Annotated in this window: 12 protein-coding genes and 1 pseudogene; 6 read left to right on the top strand and 7 right to left on the bottom strand. The window is 65.6% G+C overall.

Features of this window, described 5'->3' with window-relative positions; translation table 11 throughout:
* The first annotated feature begins 74 nt into the window (after nucleotides 1–74).
* The 5 genes and pseudogenes from ACQR1E_RS02580 to ACQR1E_RS02560 all read left to right on the top strand — a co-directional run bounded on the left by ACQR1E_RS02580 (nucleotide 75) and on the right by ACQR1E_RS02560 (nucleotide 7,281).
* Nucleotides 75–1,397, top strand: coding sequence for an N-acetylmuramoyl-L-alanine amidase (locus tag ACQR1E_RS02580; protein ID WP_434840687.1), 1,323 nt, complete (start codon nucleotides 75–77; stop codon nucleotides 1,395–1,397).
* A gap of 230 nt (nucleotides 1,398–1,627) precedes the next feature.
* Complete coding sequence (locus ACQR1E_RS02575) at nucleotides 1,628–4,135, top strand: penicillin-binding protein 1A (RefSeq protein ID WP_315712186.1); 2,508 nt, start codon at nucleotides 1,628–1,630, stop codon at nucleotides 4,133–4,135.
* A 125-nt stretch (nucleotides 4,136–4,260) separates the two neighbouring features.
* A protein-coding gene (prfB, locus tag ACQR1E_RS02570) for a peptide chain release factor 2 (RefSeq protein ID WP_315712184.1) occupies nucleotides 4,261–5,395 on the top strand; the annotation gives its coding sequence in 2 pieces (ribosomal slippage) (nucleotides 4,261–4,329 and nucleotides 4,331–5,395; 1,134 coding nt in all).
* Nucleotides 5,377–6,279, top strand: a pseudogene (locus ACQR1E_RS02565) (NAD(P)-dependent oxidoreductase); the annotation flags it as partial. The gene prfB and the pseudogene ACQR1E_RS02565, both read left to right, overlap by 19 nt.
* 78 nt (nucleotides 6,280–6,357) lie before the next feature.
* A complete protein-coding gene (locus ACQR1E_RS02560) occupies nucleotides 6,358–7,281 on the top strand; it encodes a DMT family transporter (RefSeq protein ID WP_316194157.1) in 924 nt (307 codons plus the stop codon).
* A 15-nt stretch (nucleotides 7,282–7,296) separates the two neighbouring features.
* Here ACQR1E_RS02560 and upp read toward each other — a convergent pair whose 3' ends face one another.
* A complete protein-coding gene (gene upp, locus ACQR1E_RS02555) occupies nucleotides 7,297–7,932 on the bottom strand; it encodes a uracil phosphoribosyltransferase (RefSeq protein ID WP_315800151.1) in 636 nt (211 codons plus the stop codon).
* A 53-nt stretch (nucleotides 7,933–7,985) separates the two neighbouring features.
* On the bottom strand, nucleotides 7,986–9,713 hold the full coding sequence (locus ACQR1E_RS02550; RefSeq protein ID WP_315826868.1) for a cation:proton antiporter: 1,728 nt from the start codon (nucleotides 9,711–9,713) through the stop codon (nucleotides 7,986–7,988).
* Nucleotides 9,714–9,738: 25 nt separating this feature from the next.
* Here ACQR1E_RS02550 and ACQR1E_RS02545 point away from each other — a divergent pair, with 25 nt between their 5' ends.
* On the top strand, nucleotides 9,739–10,293 hold the full coding sequence (locus ACQR1E_RS02545; protein WP_316194158.1) for a DUF3124 domain-containing protein: 555 nt from the start codon (nucleotides 9,739–9,741) through the stop codon (nucleotides 10,291–10,293).
* A gap of 12 nt (nucleotides 10,294–10,305) precedes the next feature.
* On the opposite strand, the gene ACQR1E_RS02540 is transcribed toward ACQR1E_RS02545, so the two are convergent.
* The 5 genes from ACQR1E_RS02540 to ACQR1E_RS02520 all read right to left on the bottom strand — a co-directional run bounded on the left by ACQR1E_RS02540 (nucleotide 10,306) and on the right by ACQR1E_RS02520 (nucleotide 17,148).
* Nucleotides 10,306–12,456 (bottom strand): methyl-accepting chemotaxis protein, encoded by a 2,151-nt coding sequence (locus ACQR1E_RS02540; protein WP_434896614.1) that lies wholly within the window; start codon nucleotides 12,454–12,456, stop codon nucleotides 10,306–10,308.
* Between the two features lie 792 nt (nucleotides 12,457–13,248).
* The gene (locus ACQR1E_RS02535) at nucleotides 13,249–13,683 is read right to left on the bottom strand and encodes a GlcG/HbpS family heme-binding protein (protein WP_315826871.1); all 435 of its coding nucleotides are present in this window, start codon (nucleotides 13,681–13,683) and stop codon (nucleotides 13,249–13,251) included.
* Between the two features lie 35 nt (nucleotides 13,684–13,718).
* Nucleotides 13,719–14,378: a glutathione S-transferase family protein gene (locus ACQR1E_RS02530; RefSeq protein ID WP_315751685.1), complete on the bottom strand. Its 660-nt coding sequence runs from the start codon at nucleotides 14,376–14,378 to the stop codon at nucleotides 13,719–13,721.
* A 114-nt stretch (nucleotides 14,379–14,492) separates the two neighbouring features.
* Nucleotides 14,493–15,962 carry a carotenoid oxygenase family protein gene (locus tag ACQR1E_RS02525; protein WP_315751684.1) on the bottom strand — a complete coding sequence of 490 codons (1,470 nt, stop codon included), beginning with the start codon at nucleotides 15,960–15,962 and terminating at the stop codon, nucleotides 14,493–14,495.
* A gap of 25 nt (nucleotides 15,963–15,987) precedes the next feature.
* On the bottom strand, nucleotides 15,988–17,148 hold the full coding sequence (locus tag ACQR1E_RS02520; protein ID WP_316194160.1) for an MFS transporter: 1,161 nt from the start codon (nucleotides 17,146–17,148) through the stop codon (nucleotides 15,988–15,990).
* Nucleotides 17,149–17,321: the final 173 nt, after the last annotated feature.

Raw genomic sequence — 17,321 nt, 5'->3', positions numbered from 1 at the left:
GAGGCATCGATTTGGCAATTGGCCGGGCGAATTACCTTTCCTTGCTGGGATGCGCGTCGCTGTGCGTCACGCAAATGTTATGTGCGGCGGTCATTCCGGCCCGCGCCCAGAGCGGGCCGGTCGGCCAGGTGCCGCCTGCCGTGGTCGGGCCCGGGTTCCCCATCGCCACCGACGCACGGGTCGCCGGCGATTCCCGACAGACCCGATTCGTGCTCGATCTCGACCGGACGGTGCCGTTTCGAACCTTCCTGCTCAGCGAACCCTATCGCGTCGTCGTCGACCTGCCCCAGGTCAGCTTTCATCTGCCCACTGGAGCCGGGACCAGCGGCCGTGGTTTGGTGAAGGCGTTCCGCTATGGGATGGTGATGCCCGGTGGGTCCCGCATCGTCTTCGATCTCACCGGCCCAGCTCGAATCGCCAACTCCACGGTGCTGGATGCCGCCAACGGTCAGCCGCCGCGGCTGGTGCTCGAACTGGAGGAGGTCGACGAGGCGACCTTCGCCCGCGCCATCGGCAGCGACAGCCGTCTTGCGCCCAGGGCTGCCGATTCGGGGTCCGCGACGGCGTCGGTCGCGGTCGCAGGAAACCCTGCGCCGGCAGTCCGGCCGCCGCCGACGACGGTCGCCATCGCCCCCCCTCCGGCGGATGGTCCGCCGGACACCCGGCCCGTGGTCGTGATCGACCCCGGTCATGGTGGTATCGACTACGGCACCCAGGGCGGCGAGGTGCCGGAGAAGAATCTGGTGCTCGCCTTCGGCCAGGCGCTGCGCGACCGGCTGGAACGATCGGGCAAGTTCCGCGTGATCATGACTCGCGACGACGACACCTTCATCCCGCTTGGAGACCGGGTCCGCATCGCCCAGAAGCAGTCGGCGGCTCTGTTCGTCTCCATCCACGCCGATGCGCTGCCGCGAGGTGAGGGCACTGCGCAGGGCGCGACCATCTATACGCTGTCGGACAAGGCGTCCGACGTCGAGGCGGAACGGCTGGCCGAGGCCGAGAACCGGGCCGACCAGATCGGCGGGGTCAATCTGACCGAGGAGCCGGCTGACGTCGCCGACATCCTGATCGATCTGGCCCGCCGGGAAACCCGCACGTTTTCCAACAGGTTCGCCCGTGTGCTGATGAACGACATGAAGACGGCGGTGCATATGCATAAGCGCCCGCTGAAATCGGCCGGTTTCCGCGTGCTCAAGGCGCCCGACGTGCCATCCGTGCTGGTCGAACTCGGCTATGTCTCCAATAAGGGCGATATGGGGAACCTGGTCTCCGACGCATGGCGGTCGCGCACGGCGGACGCAATGGCGCGGGCGATCGATGCCTTTCTGGCCAAGCGCATCGCCAACGCGGGCCCCGAGAGGCCGGACAAGCCGGCGGCGGTACGCGCAAAGCCCTAGTTTGGCCACAGCAACATCCGTATAAACGTGCTGCGAGGCACCCGGAATCAGTGAGGATTCCTTCTCGGCAGACTTGTGATAGGCTTGACCGCAGATAGGCTTGACCATGCGTTTCTCTGGCATGGGTCACGCGGCATTGCAGCCGACCGTGTGATTTTTGGCGGTAGCGCCTGTGGGTGCGCCGCGTCCGAGCCGAGAGACGAAACAAGAGTTGGAACGGATATTCGCCGATGCGCTTTCTGGTGCGGTTTTTGGGCTTCCTGTTCGCGGCCGGTACCGTCTTGTTCCTGGTCGGTGTGGCAGCAGCGGCCGGCCTGATCTGGCATTTTTCCAAGGACCTGCCTGACTACTCCCAGTTGCAGGATTATGAGCCGCCGGTGATGACGCGCGTGCACGCGGTCGACGGCTCGCTGGTCGGTGAATATGCCCGGGAGCGCCGGCTGTACCTGCCGATCCAGGCGGTTCCCAAGCTCGTGATCAATGCCTTCCTCGCCGCCGAGGACAAGAACTTCTACGAGCATGGCGGCATCGATTTCACCGGCATGGCGCGTGCCGCCGTGGTCTACGCCCAGAACTTCGGCTCCAATCGCCGTCCGCAGGGCGCCTCCACCATCACCCAGCAGGTCGCCAAGAACTTCCTGTTGACCAACGAGGTGTCGTTCGCCCGCAAGATCAAGGAAGCGCTGCTGGCGATGCGCATCGAGCGCACCTACTCGAAGGACAAGATTCTCGAGCTCTATCTCAACGAGATCTATCTCGGCTCGGGCGCCTATGGCATCGCCGCGGCGTCGCTGGTCTATTTCGACAAGTCGGTGAACGAGCTCACCGTGGCGGAGGCGTCCTATCTCGCCGCGCTGCCGAAGATGCCGGGCAGCCTGCATCCGATCCGGAATCGCGACCGCGCCATCGAGCGCCGCAACTACGTCGTCGATCGTCTGCTCGAGAACGGCTGGATCAAGCAGGCCGACGCCGACAAGGCGCGCAAGGATCCGCTGACGATCGCGAGCCGCAACACCGGCGCCCACATCTTTGCGGGTGAATATTTCGCCGAGGAAGTTCGCCGCGACATCTTCGAGCGCTATGGCGAGAAGAAGCTCTACGAAGGCGGCCTGTCCGTCCGGACGACGCTCGATCCGAAGATTCAGGTCATGGCGCGCAAGGCCATGGTCGCCGGACTCGTGAGGTACGACCAGGAGCAGGGCTATCGCGGGCCTGTCTCCAAGCTCGATACTTCGGGCGATTGGGGGGTGAAGCTCGCCGACATCAAATCGCTCTCGGACATCTCACCGTGGCGGATGGCCGTGGTGCTCGAGACCAGTGACCAGTCCGCCCGCATCGGCTTCCAGCCGCCGCGCGAACTCGGCGGCGCCGTCAGCAAGGAACGCCAGACTGGCCTGATCACGCTTGACGGCGTGAAATGGGCGCGGGCTGCGACGGCCAACGGCCGTGGCAAGGTGCCGACGTCGGTCGCCCAGGTGCTGCAGCCGGGCGACGTGATCTATGCCGATCCGCTGTACAAGGAAGGCAATCCGGTCGAAGGCCAGTATCGCCTCGAGCAACTGCCCGAAGTGTCCGGCGCGATGGTTGCCATGGATCCGAACACTGGCCGTGTGCTCGCGATGGTCGGCGGCTTCTCCTTCGACCAGAGCCAGTTCAACCGCGCAACACAGGCCTACCGGCAGCCCGGATCGTCATTCAAGCCGATCGTCTATTCTTCGGCGCTCGACAACGGCTATACGCCGTCGACCCAGGTCGTCGACGCACCAATCGAGATCGACCAGGGGCAGGGCGGGCAGGTCTGGCGCCCCGACAACTTCTCGAACGGCAAATATCTCGGGCCCACGACCTTGCGCAACGCGCTGCGTCTGTCGCTGAACACGGTGACCGTGCGTCTCGCGCAGGACGTCGGCATGCCGCTGATTTCCGAATACGCCAAGCGGTTCGGAGTCTATGACGAGCTGCCGAATTACCTCTCCTACGCCCTCGGCGCCGGCGAAACCACGGCCATGCGCATGGTCACGGCCTATTCGATGATCGCCAATGGCGGCCGTCGGGTGAAGCCGACCTTGATCGACCGCATCCAGGACCGCTACGGCCACACCATCTTCAAGCATGATGCCCGCGAGTGCCGCGGCTGCGACGCACCGGACGGCTGGAAGAACCAGAGCGAGCCGCAGCTGGTCGACCGCCGGGAGCAGGTTCTGGATACGATGACGGCCTACCAGATCACCTCGATGCTCGAGGGCGTGGTGCAGGCGGGCACGGCGACCGTGCTGAAGGAGGTCGGCAAGCCGATCGCCGGCAAGACCGGCACCACCAACGAGGCCAAGGACGCATGGTTCGTCGGCTTCTCGCCGGACCTCGCCGTCGCCATCTACATGGGTTACGACAAGCCCCGGCCGCTCGGTAGGGGTAATGCTGCGACCGGCGGTCATCTGGCCGCGCCGATCGCAAAAGACTTCATGAAGCTCGCGCTGGCCGACAAGCCGGCCACGCCCTTCAAGATCCCGGCCGGCATCAAGCTGGTCCGTGTCGATGCCAAGACTGGCATGCGCGCGAGCCCTGGCGACGGCGGCCGCACGATCATGGAAGCGTTCAAACCTGGTACGGCGCCGCCGGACAACTACTCGGTCATCGGTGTCGCCGACGCCGATGGACGCGTGATGCCGTCGCAGAGCGGCGGCCAGCCTGATGCTGGCAGCTTCATCATCCGTCCAGGCACGGGAAGCCTCTATTAGGCATTGGGCCGGCTGAAACTGATGCCGGTGCGGTGCAGAGCGATTGCGCTTTGCGCCGAGCGCCGTTACATCCCCTGTGAGAGACGATGCTGCGGCGCTTCGAGCCGTGGCCTGAAGAGAGCGACATGCGCGCGGAAATCGAGAAAATCGTAGAAGAGATCAAGCAGTCGGTCGGGCTGCTGAGGAGGCATCTTTGACGTCGAGACATCGACGGCAAGGCTGGCCGAGCTGAACAAGCTCGCCGAAGACCCCAATCTCTGGAACGACCCCCAAAAAGCTCAGCGGCTGATGCAGGAGCGGACCTCGCTGGAGGATTCGCTCACCGGCATTGGCAAGGTCGAACGTGAGCTCAGCGACAATATCGAGATGATCGAGCTTGGCGAGGCCGAGAACGATCCCGGTGTCGTCACTGAAGCCGAGAATGCGCTGAAGGAGCTGAAGAAGGAGGTCGCGCGGCGCGAGCTCGAGGCGCTCCTGTCCGGCGAGGCTGACAAGTTCGACACCTATCTCGAGGTCCACGCCGGTGCCGGCGGCACCGAGAGCCAGGACTGGGCGCAGATGCTGCTGCGCATGTACGCCCGATGGGCCGAGAAGCACGGTTTCAAGATCGAGTATCTCGAAGAATCGTTGGGCGAAGAGGCCGGCATCAAGTCGGCGACCATCCAGATCTCCGGGCATAATGCCTATGGTTGGCTGAAGACTGAAGCCGGCGTGCATCGCTTGGTCCGAATCTCTCCGTTCGATTCGAATGCACGCCGCCACACCTCGTTCTCTTCGGTGCAGATCTTCCCGGTCATCGACGACAGCATCAAGATCGACATCAAGGAGTCCGATGTCCGCGTCGACACCATGCGGTCCGGTGGCGCCGGCGGCCAGCACGTCAACAAGACCGAATCGGCGGTCCGGCTGACGCACATCCCAACCGGCGTTGCCGTGGTCTGTCAGGCTGGCCGGTCACAGCACAAGAATCGCGCCCAGGCCTGGGACATGCTGCGCGCACGCCTCTATGAGATCGAGCTGAAGAAGCGCGAGGAGAAAGCGGCGGCCGACCAGGCGGCCAAGACCGAGATCGGTTGGGGCCACCAGATCCGCTCCTACGTGCTGCAGCCGTATCAGATGGTGAAGGATCTGCGCACGGGCGTGCAGACGTCCGACACCGCCGGCGTGCTCGATGGCGATCTCGACGAGTTCATGGCGGCGACGCTGGCGCAGCGCGCGTTCGGCACGACGCCAGGCGCTGCGATCGAGGACGTCGATTGAGCGTGGCGCGCGTTGCCTTCATCGGGCTCGGGCGCATGGGCCATGGTATGGCCGGTCGTTATCTCGACGCAGGCTATTCCGTGGCGGTCTGGAATCGCAGCCGGGCGAAGGCGGAGGATCTGATCGCGCGCGGCGCGCGCTGGTCGACCTCGCCAGCTGATGCGGCAATCGATGCCGATGCGGTCGTGACGATGGTGGCTGATGACGACGCCTCGCGCGCGGTTTGGCTCGGGCCGGATGGCGCCGCGGCCACCATGCGGGTCGGCACGATCGCGATCGAATGCTCGACCGTATCGCGCGACCATGCGCTGCGTCTGTCGCGCGAGCTGGATGCGCGCGGCGTGACCTATCTCGACTGCCCGGTGACCGGGCTGCCCGACGCGGCCGCGAGCGGCAAGCTGACCTTGCTGGTCGGTGCCGACGCTGCCGATCTCGACCGCGCGCAGCCGTATCTGGCGCCGATCGGCTCGACCATTCGCCATTTCGGGCCCGTGGGCGCCGGGACAGTCTACAAGCTGATCAACAACCTGCTTGGCGCGATGCAGATCGCAGGTCTTGCGGAGGGGCTCGCAATCGCCGAGCAGGCCGGCCTCGACATGAAGCTCGTGTTGGAGGCGATCCAGAGCGGCGTCGCGGCGAGCCCCCAGGTTCTGCGCCACGCGCCGCGCATGATCGCGCGCAACTTCGCCGATGCAAGCTTCACCGCGGCGCTCCGTCACAAGGATGCAGCCTATGCGCTGCAGCTCGCCGAGCAGCTACTTGATGAGCGTCCCATCATGGCCCAGGCAGCCGTCGATGCTTATGCGCGGACGAAGGCGGCGATGCCGGATGAGGACGAAGGCCGCATGATCGAGCTGGTGTCGCGGCCGAGATCCATGCCGTAGGCACACCAGCGGAAAGCGGGTGGACGGCGCGAGGCTTCGCCTGCAAGGCTCGCGCGGATGAAACAGCGGTTTGCGGCGATGACATCCCAGATCGAGAGCATGGACGCGCGGGACTGGTCGCTGCTCTGCCTGCTCTCGCTGCTGTGGAGCGGATCGTTCATCTTCAACGGCCTCGCCTTGAAGGAACTGCCCCCGCTGACGCTGGTGCTGCTGCGCATCGTGCTGGCGGCGGCGATTCTGCTGCCGGTGGCGCGACTGCGCGGGCTCGGCTTTCCCCAGGGGGTTGTCGGCTGGCTGCCGTTCCTTGCCGTGGCGCTGTTCAACAATGTCGTGCCATTCTGCCTGATCGTGATCGGCCAGACGTTCATCACCTCCGGCCTTGCTGCCGTCCTCAATGCGACGACGCCGCTGTTCACAATCGTGGTGATGGCCGCCGCGGGAGAGGAAAGGCTGTCGGCCCGGCGGGCAGCGGGTCTGGTCGTCGGCCTCGTCGGGGTCGTGATCCTGCGGGGCGGACCGGGGCTCGGCGGCTCGGCGGGCGGCTACGGCATTCTGTTCGGTCTTGGCGCGTCGCTCAGCTACGGCATCGCCGCGCTGCTGGTGCGCCGCCATCTCGCCCATTCGCCGCCGCTTGCAACCGCCACCTTCCAGCTCTCGGCGTCCAGCGTGATGATGCTGATGGTCGCCGGCGCGGTCGACCAGCCCTGGCGTCTCCCGCTTCCCGGACTGCAGACCTGGGTCGCGGTCATAAGCCTTGCGGCGCTGTCGACGGCGTTCGCCTATATCGTGTTCTTCCAAATCCTGCGCCGCTCCGGAGCGACCAACGTGATGCTGGTGACGTTGTTGATCCCGTTGACGACGATCCTGCTCGGGTCGCTGGTGCTCGGCGAAAGCATCTCGTTGGGAGAGATCAGCGGCGCGCTGGTGATCGGGAGTGCGCTGCTGGTGATCGACGGTCGCATCTTCAGCGTCATTCGCCCTTCACCGCGACCGTCCTGCTGAACTGCACGCGCACGATCACTTCGTGCCGAACATCCGATCGCCGGCATCGCCCAGACCGGGCACGATGTAGGCGTGGTCATTCAGCTTCTCGTCGATCGCCGCGGTCCAGATCGGGATGTCCGGATGCTCCTTCTCGAACTTGGCGATGCCTTCCGGTGCCGCCAGCAGGCAGACGAAACGGATGTCGCGGGCGCCGCGCGTCTTGAGCAGCTCGGCAGCCGCGCAGGCGGAGTTGCCGGTCGCGAGCATCGGGTCCATCAGGATCACCGTGCGGTCGCTCAGGTCCTGCGGCGCCTTGAAGTAATACTCGACGGCCTGCAGCGTGTTGGGATCGCGGTAGAGCCCGATGTGGGCGATGCGCGCGGACGGCATCAGCGCCAGCATGCCGTCGAGGAAGCCGACGCCGGCGCGCAGGATTGGCGCAAGCGTCAGCTTCTTGCCGGCGATCTTCGGCGCCTTCATCGGCGCGATCGGCGTTTCGATGTCGACCAGCTCGAGCGGCAGGTCGCGCGTGACCTCGTAGGCCAGCAGCATGCCGATCTCGTTCAACAGCTCACGGAAGCCCTTGGTCGAGCGGTCACGCTCGCGCATCAAGGAGAGCTTGTGCTGGACCAGCGGGTGATCGACGACGTGAACGCTCGTGTTTGCCATGATTCAAGTCCAGCAGGATCGCAGGTTCTGTGGGAGATGGATGCGTGCCAGGCTCATGGCAGCACCTCGCGGCGGTCGGCGAGCATCGTCTCCGCCTGGCTGCGGCGCTCGGAGAGGAGCCCGGCGCTGACGTCCTGGATCAGGTTGAGCAGCACCTGCGCATCGCTGAGCCGCGGCACGGTCACGTAGTCGGCGCCGGCAGCGTAGAGGTCGTTGACGTCGGCGAGCAGGTCGGCGGTCGCGATGATCTTGGCCGATGCATTGATGCTGCGGACATGGCGCACCAGCTTTTCGTTATTGGCACCCTTGAGCAGCGAATCCGGGATGCTCAGGATGATCAGCTCGGCCTGGCCCACCCCCGCATGAATCAGCGTGTCGACGTTGCTGATGTCGCCATAGGTCACCTGGATGCCGCGATCGGACAAGGTTCGGAATACGACGGGGTTGAAATCGACCACGCCGATCTGCTCCAGCAGCGCTGGCTCGTTGCGCTCGATCTCGCTGAGCAGGGCGCTTGCCGTGCGGAAGAATCCGAGGAGAACGATCGGCCGTCCGGCGCCGTGTCCGCCCTCATGTCCGGCCTCGCCATCCTTGCTTGCATCGAGGTCGCGCAGACCGATCCGCTTGAGCAGCGGGATACTTCGCCGCGCGATCGGATCGGAGCGTACGATGACGAAGGTCGAGAGCACGGCGAGCAGCACGAAAGCAAAGGACGCTGCGCTCGACGTGCCGTTCTTGAGGTGCCCGGCGGCGGCGCCGGTCTGGATCACCACCAGCGAGAATTCGCTGATCTGGGCGAGGTTGAGCGCCGGCAGCAGGCTGGCACGCAGGCCCTGCCGCATCATGTAGAGCGGCGTGAACGTCGTGAGCAGCCGGCTCGCCACCGTGAACAGCGCGATCACGAGCGCCAGCCCCACCACGGACATCGTCGGGATCGGGATCGTCATGCCGAGCGCGACGAAGAACAGCGTGATGAAGAAATCGCGCAACGTCGTGACCTTGGCGGTGACGTCGAGCGCGTAGGGGAAGGTCGACAGCGAGACGCCCGCGACCAGCGAGCCCATCTCGCGCGACAGGTGCAGCCTTTCAGCGATCTCGCCGATCAGGAAGCACCAGGCCAGCGCGCCGAGCAGGATCAGCTCCGGAGTACGCGCGATGCGATGGAACACCGGCGGCAAGACGTAGCGGCTGAGGAGCAGGGCGATCGCGACCAGTGTGCCGGCGCGGGCGAACGACAGCAGGATCACGCTGACATGGAGGTCGTCGAGGCTCGGCTGCACCGCCAGGAACAGGATCGCGAACACGTCCTGCAGCACGAGCACGCCGAGCGTGATGCGGCCGGGCAGGGTGTCGAGCTCGCGCTTCTCGTACAGCACCTTGACGATGATGACGGTCGAGGACAGCGCGCAGGCGACGCAGAGATAGAGTGCGTCGTAGCTCTCGGCGCCCATCCGCATGCCGATCGCGACGAAGAACAGGATGCCGAGCGCGGCACCCCCGAGCAGTTGGACCCCACCGGCGATCAGAATCACCGGGCCGGCACGGATGATCTTCTTGAGGTCGATCTCGAGCCCGATCATGAACAGCATGAAGATCAGGCCGAGCTCGGAGATCACCGAAATCGACTCCTGGGACTTGACCCAGCCGGTGCCGAAGGGGCCAATGGCGAAGCCCGCGACCAGATAAGCGAGAATCGAGGGCTGGCGCCATCTATGTGCCGCCAGTCCAAGCACCCACGCAAACAGGATGCAGAGCGTGATGTCGCCGATCAGTTCATGCATGAAGCAACCCCCAAGGCGGCAACTTATGTCGTGCCGCCGCGCAAGGAAACCCGCAATCTGTCACATCCGGACGGGCGCATTCGCGCTGCTGCTCATCGCAGCTGTTGCGGCCGGCGCGGCGCAGGCCGCCGACGACGTGACCACCGCTTTCGCGAGCTCGCTGACGCCAGTTCCGGCGGAGCCCGTCACGGTCACGGGCGCCGTCTATGTCCCCGTCTATTCCAGCGTCGCGATGACCCCGGGCCGGGTCCAGGCCGATTTCTCGGTGACGCTGAGCATCCACAACGCCTCCGAGCAGCGGCCGCTGATCGTCCGGCGCATCAACTATTACGATACGGCTGGCACGCTGGTGGAGGCGCATCTGCACGAGCCCGTCGCCTTGAGGCCGTTCGCGACCGTCGAGGTCTTCGTGCCCATCAAGGACACCCGCGGCGGCACCGGCGCCAATTTCGTCATCGACTGGGCCGCGACCGGTGAGATCGCCGAGCCCGTCGTCGAGGCGCTGATGGTCGGCGGCATCGGCGCCGGCCATTACGCCTTCATCAGTCAGGGCCGCCCGATCCGGCTGACCGGGCGGTGAGCGCGGGGCGGCTCAGGCCGCCCGCACGTTGCCGAGGAATCGGTCGACCTCCTGCCGCAGCCGGTCGCTCTCCCGCGACAGCGACTGCGCCGCCGACAGCACGTTGCCCGAAGCAGAGCCGGTCTGCGAGGCGCCGCGCTGGACGTCGACGATGTTGGTGTTGACCTCGGTGGTGCCGCGCGACGCTTCCTGGATGTTGCGCGAGATCTCCTGCGTCGCCGCGCCCTGCTGCTCGACGGCGGCGGCGATGGTCGAGGAGATTTCCGACAGCCGCTCGATCGTCGTGCTGATCTCGCGGATCGCCGACACCGATTCCTGTGTCGCTGCCTGGATGCCCGAGATCTGCTGGGCGATCTCACCGGTGGCCTTCGAGGTCTGCTCGGCGAGCGCCTTGACCTCGGACGCGACCACGGCGAAGCCGCGGCCGGCATCGCCGGCGCGCGCCGCCTCGATGGTGGCGTTCAGCGCCAGCAGGTTGGTCTGGCCGGCGATGGTGTTGATCAGTTCGACCACGTCGCCGATCCTCGCGGCTGCCTTCGAGAGCTCGTTGACGCGGTCGTTGGTGGTGCGCGCCTGATCGACGGCGCCGTTGGCGATGCGCGCCGATTCCTGCACCTGGCGGCTGATCTCGGTCACCGACGAGGTCAGTTCCTCGGTGGCCGAGGCGACCGACTGCACGTTCGTCGCGGCCTGCTCGGACGCGGCGGCCACGGTGGTGGCGAGCTCCTGCGAGCGCGTCGCGGTCGAGGTCAGCGTGCCGGCGGACGTCTCGAGCTGCGACGAGGCCGAGGACACCGTCTGCACGATGCCGCCGATCGCGCTTTCGAATTCGCTGGCGAGCTTGTTCATTCCGGCCTTGCGCTTGACCTCGGCCGAGTGCTGCACGGCCTTCACTTCCTCGCTGTTGAAACGGACGATCGCCTGCACGGTCTGCAGGTTGCGCAGCGCCTCGCCGAGCTCGTCGTCGCGCTCCACCGGAATGCGGTTGTCGAGCTTGCCGGCGGTGATGTTCTGCATGGCGTCGTTGAGCACCTTGAGCGGCCGCAGCACCGCGCGGATGCTCTGCAGGCTGAACGTAGCGCCGATTCCGATACCGGCCAGGATCATCACAGAAATGATCGCGAGCACCACCAGATATTGTCTCTCGGCCTCCTCGTAGAGCGCCTTGCCTTCCTTCACCTGGATCTGAACGAGCTTGTCGAGTTCGTGCTTGGCGGCCTCGAACAGATCATGCCCCTTGGTGGCGATATGCTGGCTCGCCTCGTCGAACTTGCCCTGCTCGAGCAGAGCCAATCCCGGCCTGATGCCTTCCTCCAGATAGGCCTTGCGCTTGATCGCGAAGGCATCGGCGACGATCTTCTCCTCCGGCGTCAGGTAGCTCGCCATGTAGTCGGCCCAGACCTTGGTGATCCTGGCGCTGTTTCCGTCCACCAGCGCCCTGATGCCGTCGATCGGTTTTCCGGCCTTGCCGTTCGCCGCCGCAGACTGTTGCGACGACATGTTCTGCAAGGTGCGATCGTTGATCTCGAGCAATTGCGCCAGCGGGATCGTGCGATCCTCGTACAGCGACTTCATGGCGACGTTGGTGGAGCGGGTCGACAGCAGGCCGGCCGCGCCGATGATCAGCATGAACACGCCCAGCACCGCGGCCAAGGTCATCAGGCGCGCCCTGAGCGTACCCGTGAAGAGCGACAGGCGGTCGAACACCGAGCGGCGGCGGATGACGCCCGCGCTGATCGCGTAGCCCTGCGCCTTGTTCTGATTCAACAGCCCGTAGACCTTCTCGGCCTCGGCGCGCTGCTCGGCCGGCAGCTTGGTGCGGATGGAGGTGTAGCCCGTGATCCGGCCGTTCTCGCGGATGGGGGATGCGCTCGCCAGTACCCAGTAGAAGTCACCGTTCTTGCGGCGGTTCTTGACGGCGCCGGCCCACGGCTTGCCTTGCTTCAGCGTGTCCCAGAGATTGGCGAATGCGGCCTCCGGCATGTCGGGGTGGCGGATGATGTTGTGCGGCTGGCCCATCAGCTCGTCGGGGGTGAAGCCGGCGGCATCGACGAACTGGTCGTTGAAGTAGGTCAGCTTGCCCTTCAGATCGGTGCGCGAGACGATCAGCGTCTCGTCGGTGATCGGGTATTCGTTGTGGGTGACAGGCAGATTTTTGCGCACGGTATGACTCCAAATTGTCCCACCTGCATGCGGACACTGGATGCAGAGTTTCAGATCACCGCCTAGAAGGCGCCGACTCCTTAAAAGTTGCGTAAAACCTAGGCACCGTACGACTACGCACTGCTCATAAAGGTTGCAATTTGTATGGAATGCTCGCTCTCGCGCGCAAGTATGTGATTCAGCGTGCAGAAAGAGCTCCCGCGGCGCGGTGCACCCGGGGTTTTCGGCAGCGCCCCCTCGACGCGAGGGTGCAGGGAATGCCGGGTGAAGGCCTCACCCATGGCCCGCCTGCGAGAAGAATGCAGGCGGCAGGTACCACAGGCAAAGCCGTAACCGGCATTCCCTGCGCGATGGTTTTAACAACTTATACGCGATCTCCCCGGGGACCGGCTTTCTTGCCCCCGTCATCCGCGCCAGCGCATCTGCACCGGCACGAACTTGGCGCCAGCATCGGGGCGCCAGGACCACGCGACTTCATCGTCCGCGACCGCCATGCCCGTCGTGCATCGCAGCCCGCGTCCACCGCATCCCGCCCCAACGTCCGTGACGACGCGTACGCCCCTCGCAGAGAGGGCAGGATGGGGGGATCATACATGATTTCTGGAAAAACGAAATAACAAAATCGCGTGGGAGAATTCGGATGAGGGAGTTGCTGCCGGGCGTGGTCCTCCCCTTCAGCCGAATGATGGGCACCCGCCCGCGGTGGGGCCGGCCACGTCTTCGTGCTCCCGGCCAAGCGATGATCAGCCGCGTGGACCGTTTCGGCGGTCCGCTTGGCCGTTCTTCACCGGTTCACGCGCCGGGCGGCTCTTCCGTTCGAAAGCCCGCCGCGGCGATGCCGGCGATCGCGCAGGCTTCGTCATTGTCGCCGAGATCGCCGGAGATGCCGACGGCGCCGAGCACCTGCCTGTCCGGTCCGAGCACCAGGACGCCGCCGGGCGAGGCGACGAGGCGGCCGCCGGTCGTGGCTGATAGCATCGTGAAGAATGTCGGCATGTTGCCGGCGCGACGGCTCAGCTCGCGTGATCCGAAGCCCATGCCGAGCGAGCCGAAGGCCTTGCCGAAGGCGATGTCGAAGCGGACGATGCCGGCGCCGTCCTCGCGCTGATAGGCGATCAGGTGTCCGCCTGGATCGAGCACGGCGACCGCGAGCGGCGCGAGGTTCTTCGCACGCGCTTCGCGCAGCGCGGCGTCGATGATGATCACTGCGTCGGCGAGCATCAGCATGATGTGCGGTTCCTCATTCAATCTGCGATAGTGCCTCAGACGAACATCGCGAGGATGCCGAGAGGGTTCTCGGGCCGCGGAACGCGGAAACTGATCGTCTTCCAGTCCGCAGCGGCCGGCCGTTCCAGGCAGCGATCGAGCCAGCGGTCGACATGGGGCCATGGTGACATGTCGAGCGTGCCGAGCCGGGCCAGCGTCATGACGGCGGCGACATTCAGGTCGGCCACGGTGAAGCGGCCGCTGACGAGATAGGGCCTCTCGGTGAGATGCCGATCGAGGACCGCCAGCGGACGGCCGAGCTTGGTGAGCGCGATCCCGAGCTCGTCGGCATCGCGCTTGTCGGCATCGAACAGGACGCGATTGGCTGCGGCGAGAAGCAGGGGCTTCTCGATCTCGGTCACGACCCAGAAGCTCCACTGGGTGACGAGGGCGTCTTCTTCCAGGGTGGCCGGAGAAAGGTCGCTGCGGTAGCGGCGCGCCAAATGAAGGTTGATCGCGAGCGACTCGAACAGGCGGATCTCGTCGGAGACGAACGCGGGCACGCGTCCGTTGGGATTGATCTTCAGGAAGTCCGGCGTGTGGGTGCTGCCGTCGGTGAAGCCGGTCGGAACGTGCTCGAAGTCGAGCGCGAGCTCCTTCAGCATCCAGGCGCAGCGATGCGCGCGCGAGTGCATCGAGCCGTACAGACGTATCATGGTGTTTCCCCGGTTGTGACAGGCCTGCTGCGAGGCTCTTTGTCATTGGAGTGTTTGTCGTTCAGCGCGAGGCGCTGGCGGATCCGCGGCTGGCGCCTCCGGTGGCCGGATGCGTTAAAGGACGTCGGCGTTCACCCAGATGCCGTGGAAACCCTCGTGCACCCGGCACGGGAAGCGGATTGTCGCAATGGGGCCGGCCGACAGATTGCGTGCGTCGAGGATGACGAGATCGGTGCGGTTCTCCGCCCGCCGTCCGACGATGCTGAGCAGCCAGCCGTCGCCCTCGGCTGCGTGCGCGCTGCGGGGAACGAAGCATGGCTCCTCGGGCGAGCTCTCGGGGCCGGCGTAGTAGAAGTCGAGCTTGCCTGTCTCCTCGTCGAAATGTCCGAGGCAGGTGAAGGGCGGTCCCTTGGGGCCGAAGGGCAGCATCGGGCCGAGCTTGGGATTGTTGGTGCCGAACCAGAAGTGCCGGACGCGGGCCATCGCGAAGCGCTGGTCGATGACCGGCATCTCGCCGATGTGTCCGATGAAGCGCGAGATGTCGATGGCGCCAGATGCACTCGACAGATCGATCGTCCAACGTTCGCCGAAGGGCGGCAGCTCCTTGGCCTCGGGATCGCGGATGTCCGGGAACTGGCTGAGCCAGCCGGACTCCGTGACGAACTGGTCGAGCACCAGGCGGCTGCCGTGCTCCCAGGCGTTGAAGGTGTGGGTCTGCATCGCGAGCTTCGGCGCGGTGAACCAGCGGATGCCGGCCACGCCCTGCCGGCGCGGGATCACGGCGACATGGGTCTGCCTGTGGCTGTCCCAATGCCAATAGGGCTCGCCCTTCCTGACGCGATCCCAGTCGCAGACCATCGGGCAGATCACAAAGGCGATGTAGTTGCGTGATACCAGGAAGTCGTGGACCATCGAGCAGTAGGGCGCGGTGAAGCGCTCGGTGCGGGTGAACTCGCCGTCCGGCGCGATGGTGTAGAGCTCGATGTCATTGCTGGCCGTGCCCTCGCAATTATAGGCGAACGCGATGCACTCGCCGGTGAGCGGGTCCATCTTGGGATGGGCGGTGAAGGTGCGGCTCCGGAGCTGGCCGCCGAAATCGGTCTCGCCACGGGTCTCCAGCGTGACCGGATCGAGCTCGTAGGGGCGGCCGGATTCCTTCAGGGCATAGAGCTTGCCATGGTGCCACATCACCGAGGTGTTGGCGGTGTTGGCATCCTCGCCCGCCACCTCGGGTGAATCGGTGAACGGATTGCGATAGGCGCCGAACAGCGCCTTGCGCGCCTGCCGCTCGATCAGGAACTTGCGGGTACGGACGTAGCGCATCGCCAGATCGGCATGACCGTTCTGGATGCGGACCATGTGCACCATGCCGTCGCCGTTGAGGAAGATGTCCTTGCCCAGCAGAGGCGGGTAGGTGTGGTCGGCGCTGTTGCGGTAGTAGACGCCTTCCAGCCCCGCCGGAATGCGGCCGATCACCTCGAGGTCGTGCACCTCGCCTTCGATCCGCACCGGAGCTGCATAGCCGGAGAACACGATATCCTGCGGAAACTCCAGGCCGTTGTGCTGCGTGACGTGTTTGTTCATGGGACTCTCCTTGGGGGCAGGGGGCTCAGGCGGAGCGCAGCATGGCCGGTGATGCGGCGGTGCGTGCCTTGAAGGTCAGCATCAGGACGACGGCGAGCGTGGATATCGTTCCGGCCACGTAGCTCAGGCCGCCGTAGCCCAGGCTCTCCACGATCGCGCCGGCGACGGCGGGTCCCGCGGCCGATCCGATCATCATCATCGCCGGTGTCGCCGCGACTGCGCGCCGGCTCGGGTCGATCTGCGACAGCAGTCCGAACAGGAACGTGTGGGTGAAGATCACGATCGAGACGTAGGGGATCGCAAAGGCCGCGTAGGTCGAGAAGCCCTGGGCATTGACGATCACGAAAGCCAGCATGGCCTGCAGCAGCGGGCCGGCAATGCCGATCGCGATCGGCGACAGGCGTCGTTGCAGGGCCGCCGCCAGCGCGCCGGGAAGCAGGTTGATGAAGCCGACGGCGATCAGAACCTTGGTGACGTCGTCCTGCGACAGCCCCTTGTGATGGCCGATGCGCTCCAGGAAGGAGAAAACGAGCGACTGGTTGAAGGCGAGGCAGATCACGACGGCGATGATCAGCCAGGCTCGGCCGGGCATCGCGTGCAGCATCTCGCCGCCGGTCTCGGCGGCGGCGACGGAGCGCGGGAAGCCGAGAGAGGCCAGGAGCGCCGCGACCGCCATGCTGGCTGCGAACACCGCGAACAGCAGGCGCGGGCTGATCGCATGGATCAGGGCCGGCACGGTGGCGAAGAAGGCGACGCTGAAGACGGCGAGCGCGACATTGGCGAGGCCGAACAGGCGGTGCGGATTGTCGGTACGGCCCATCGTGCCGTGCGTCATCGACAAGGCGGCACCGGCTGCGAGGCCCGCGATGGCGTGGATGATCGGCAGAACCCAGAATGGCACCAGCTCTGGCGGCCTGCCGGCGAGATAGCCGAACGCCGCAGCGGCCACGATGAAGCCGCCGACCACGATGCTGCGCGCGTCGAGCCGCGCGAACGATCGCGCGGTCACCAGGCTCGCGAGCACGATGCCCGCCAGGAAGCTGGTGACGGTCGCACCCGCCTGCGCGGGCGACAGACCGTAGAATTCGATGAACGTTCCGACCCAGACCGGCAGCGCCACCAGGTCCAGCATGCCGGCCACGTGGCACGTGGCGAGCACGACTCCACCCGAGCTCGATCGGCTCATGTTTCCCTCCCCGTGAACGGACCAGTCGCGGGGGGCCCCTTGGCCCGGGCTTTCGCGCCCTCTGCCGACGCTGGTCCGAGCACACGCTAGGTCGAACCCGTGATCCGGCAAAATCGATTGAATTGCGCATCGTCATCGATACGATCGATACCAAGTGACAAGTCCAGGGGAAG

Origin of the sequence: Bradyrhizobium sp. HKCCYLRH1030 (genome assembly GCF_051168395.1) — a bacterium.
Taxonomy (GTDB): domain Bacteria; phylum Pseudomonadota; class Alphaproteobacteria; order Rhizobiales; family Xanthobacteraceae; genus Bradyrhizobium.
This window is presented reverse-complemented; position numbering and strand designations above follow the sequence as displayed.

What these genes read in the sequence shown, in the direction of transcription:
- ACQR1E_RS02545 (WP_316194158.1), top strand. Translation starts at nt 9,739, where the DNA reads ATGTCGTGCCGCCGCGCAAGGAAACCCGCAATCTGTCACATCCGGACG.
- ACQR1E_RS02535 (WP_315826871.1), bottom strand. Translation starts at nt 13,683, where the DNA reads ATGCTGATGCTCGCCGACGCAGTGATCATCATCGACGCCGCGCTGCGC.
- ACQR1E_RS02575 (WP_315712186.1), top strand. Translation starts at nt 1,628, where the DNA reads ATGCGCTTTCTGGTGCGGTTTTTGGGCTTCCTGTTCGCGGCCGGTACC.
- ACQR1E_RS02560 (WP_316194157.1), top strand. Translation starts at nt 6,358, where the DNA reads ATGACATCCCAGATCGAGAGCATGGACGCGCGGGACTGGTCGCTGCTC.
- ACQR1E_RS02520 (WP_316194160.1), bottom strand. Translation starts at nt 17,148, where the DNA reads ATGAGCCGATCGAGCTCGGGTGGAGTCGTGCTCGCCACGTGCCACGTG.
- ACQR1E_RS02580 (WP_434840687.1), top strand. Translation starts at nt 75, where the DNA reads ATGTTATGTGCGGCGGTCATTCCGGCCCGCGCCCAGAGCGGGCCGGTC.
- ACQR1E_RS02550 (WP_315826868.1), bottom strand. Translation starts at nt 9,713, where the DNA reads ATGCATGAACTGATCGGCGACATCACGCTCTGCATCCTGTTTGCGTGG.
- upp (WP_315800151.1), bottom strand. Translation starts at nt 7,932, where the DNA reads ATGGCAAACACGAGCGTTCACGTCGTCGATCACCCGCTGGTCCAGCAC.
- ACQR1E_RS02530 (WP_315751685.1), bottom strand. Translation starts at nt 14,378, where the DNA reads ATGATACGTCTGTACGGCTCGATGCACTCGCGCGCGCATCGCTGCGCC.
- ACQR1E_RS02525 (WP_315751684.1), bottom strand. Translation starts at nt 15,962, where the DNA reads ATGAACAAACACGTCACGCAGCACAACGGCCTGGAGTTTCCGCAGGAT.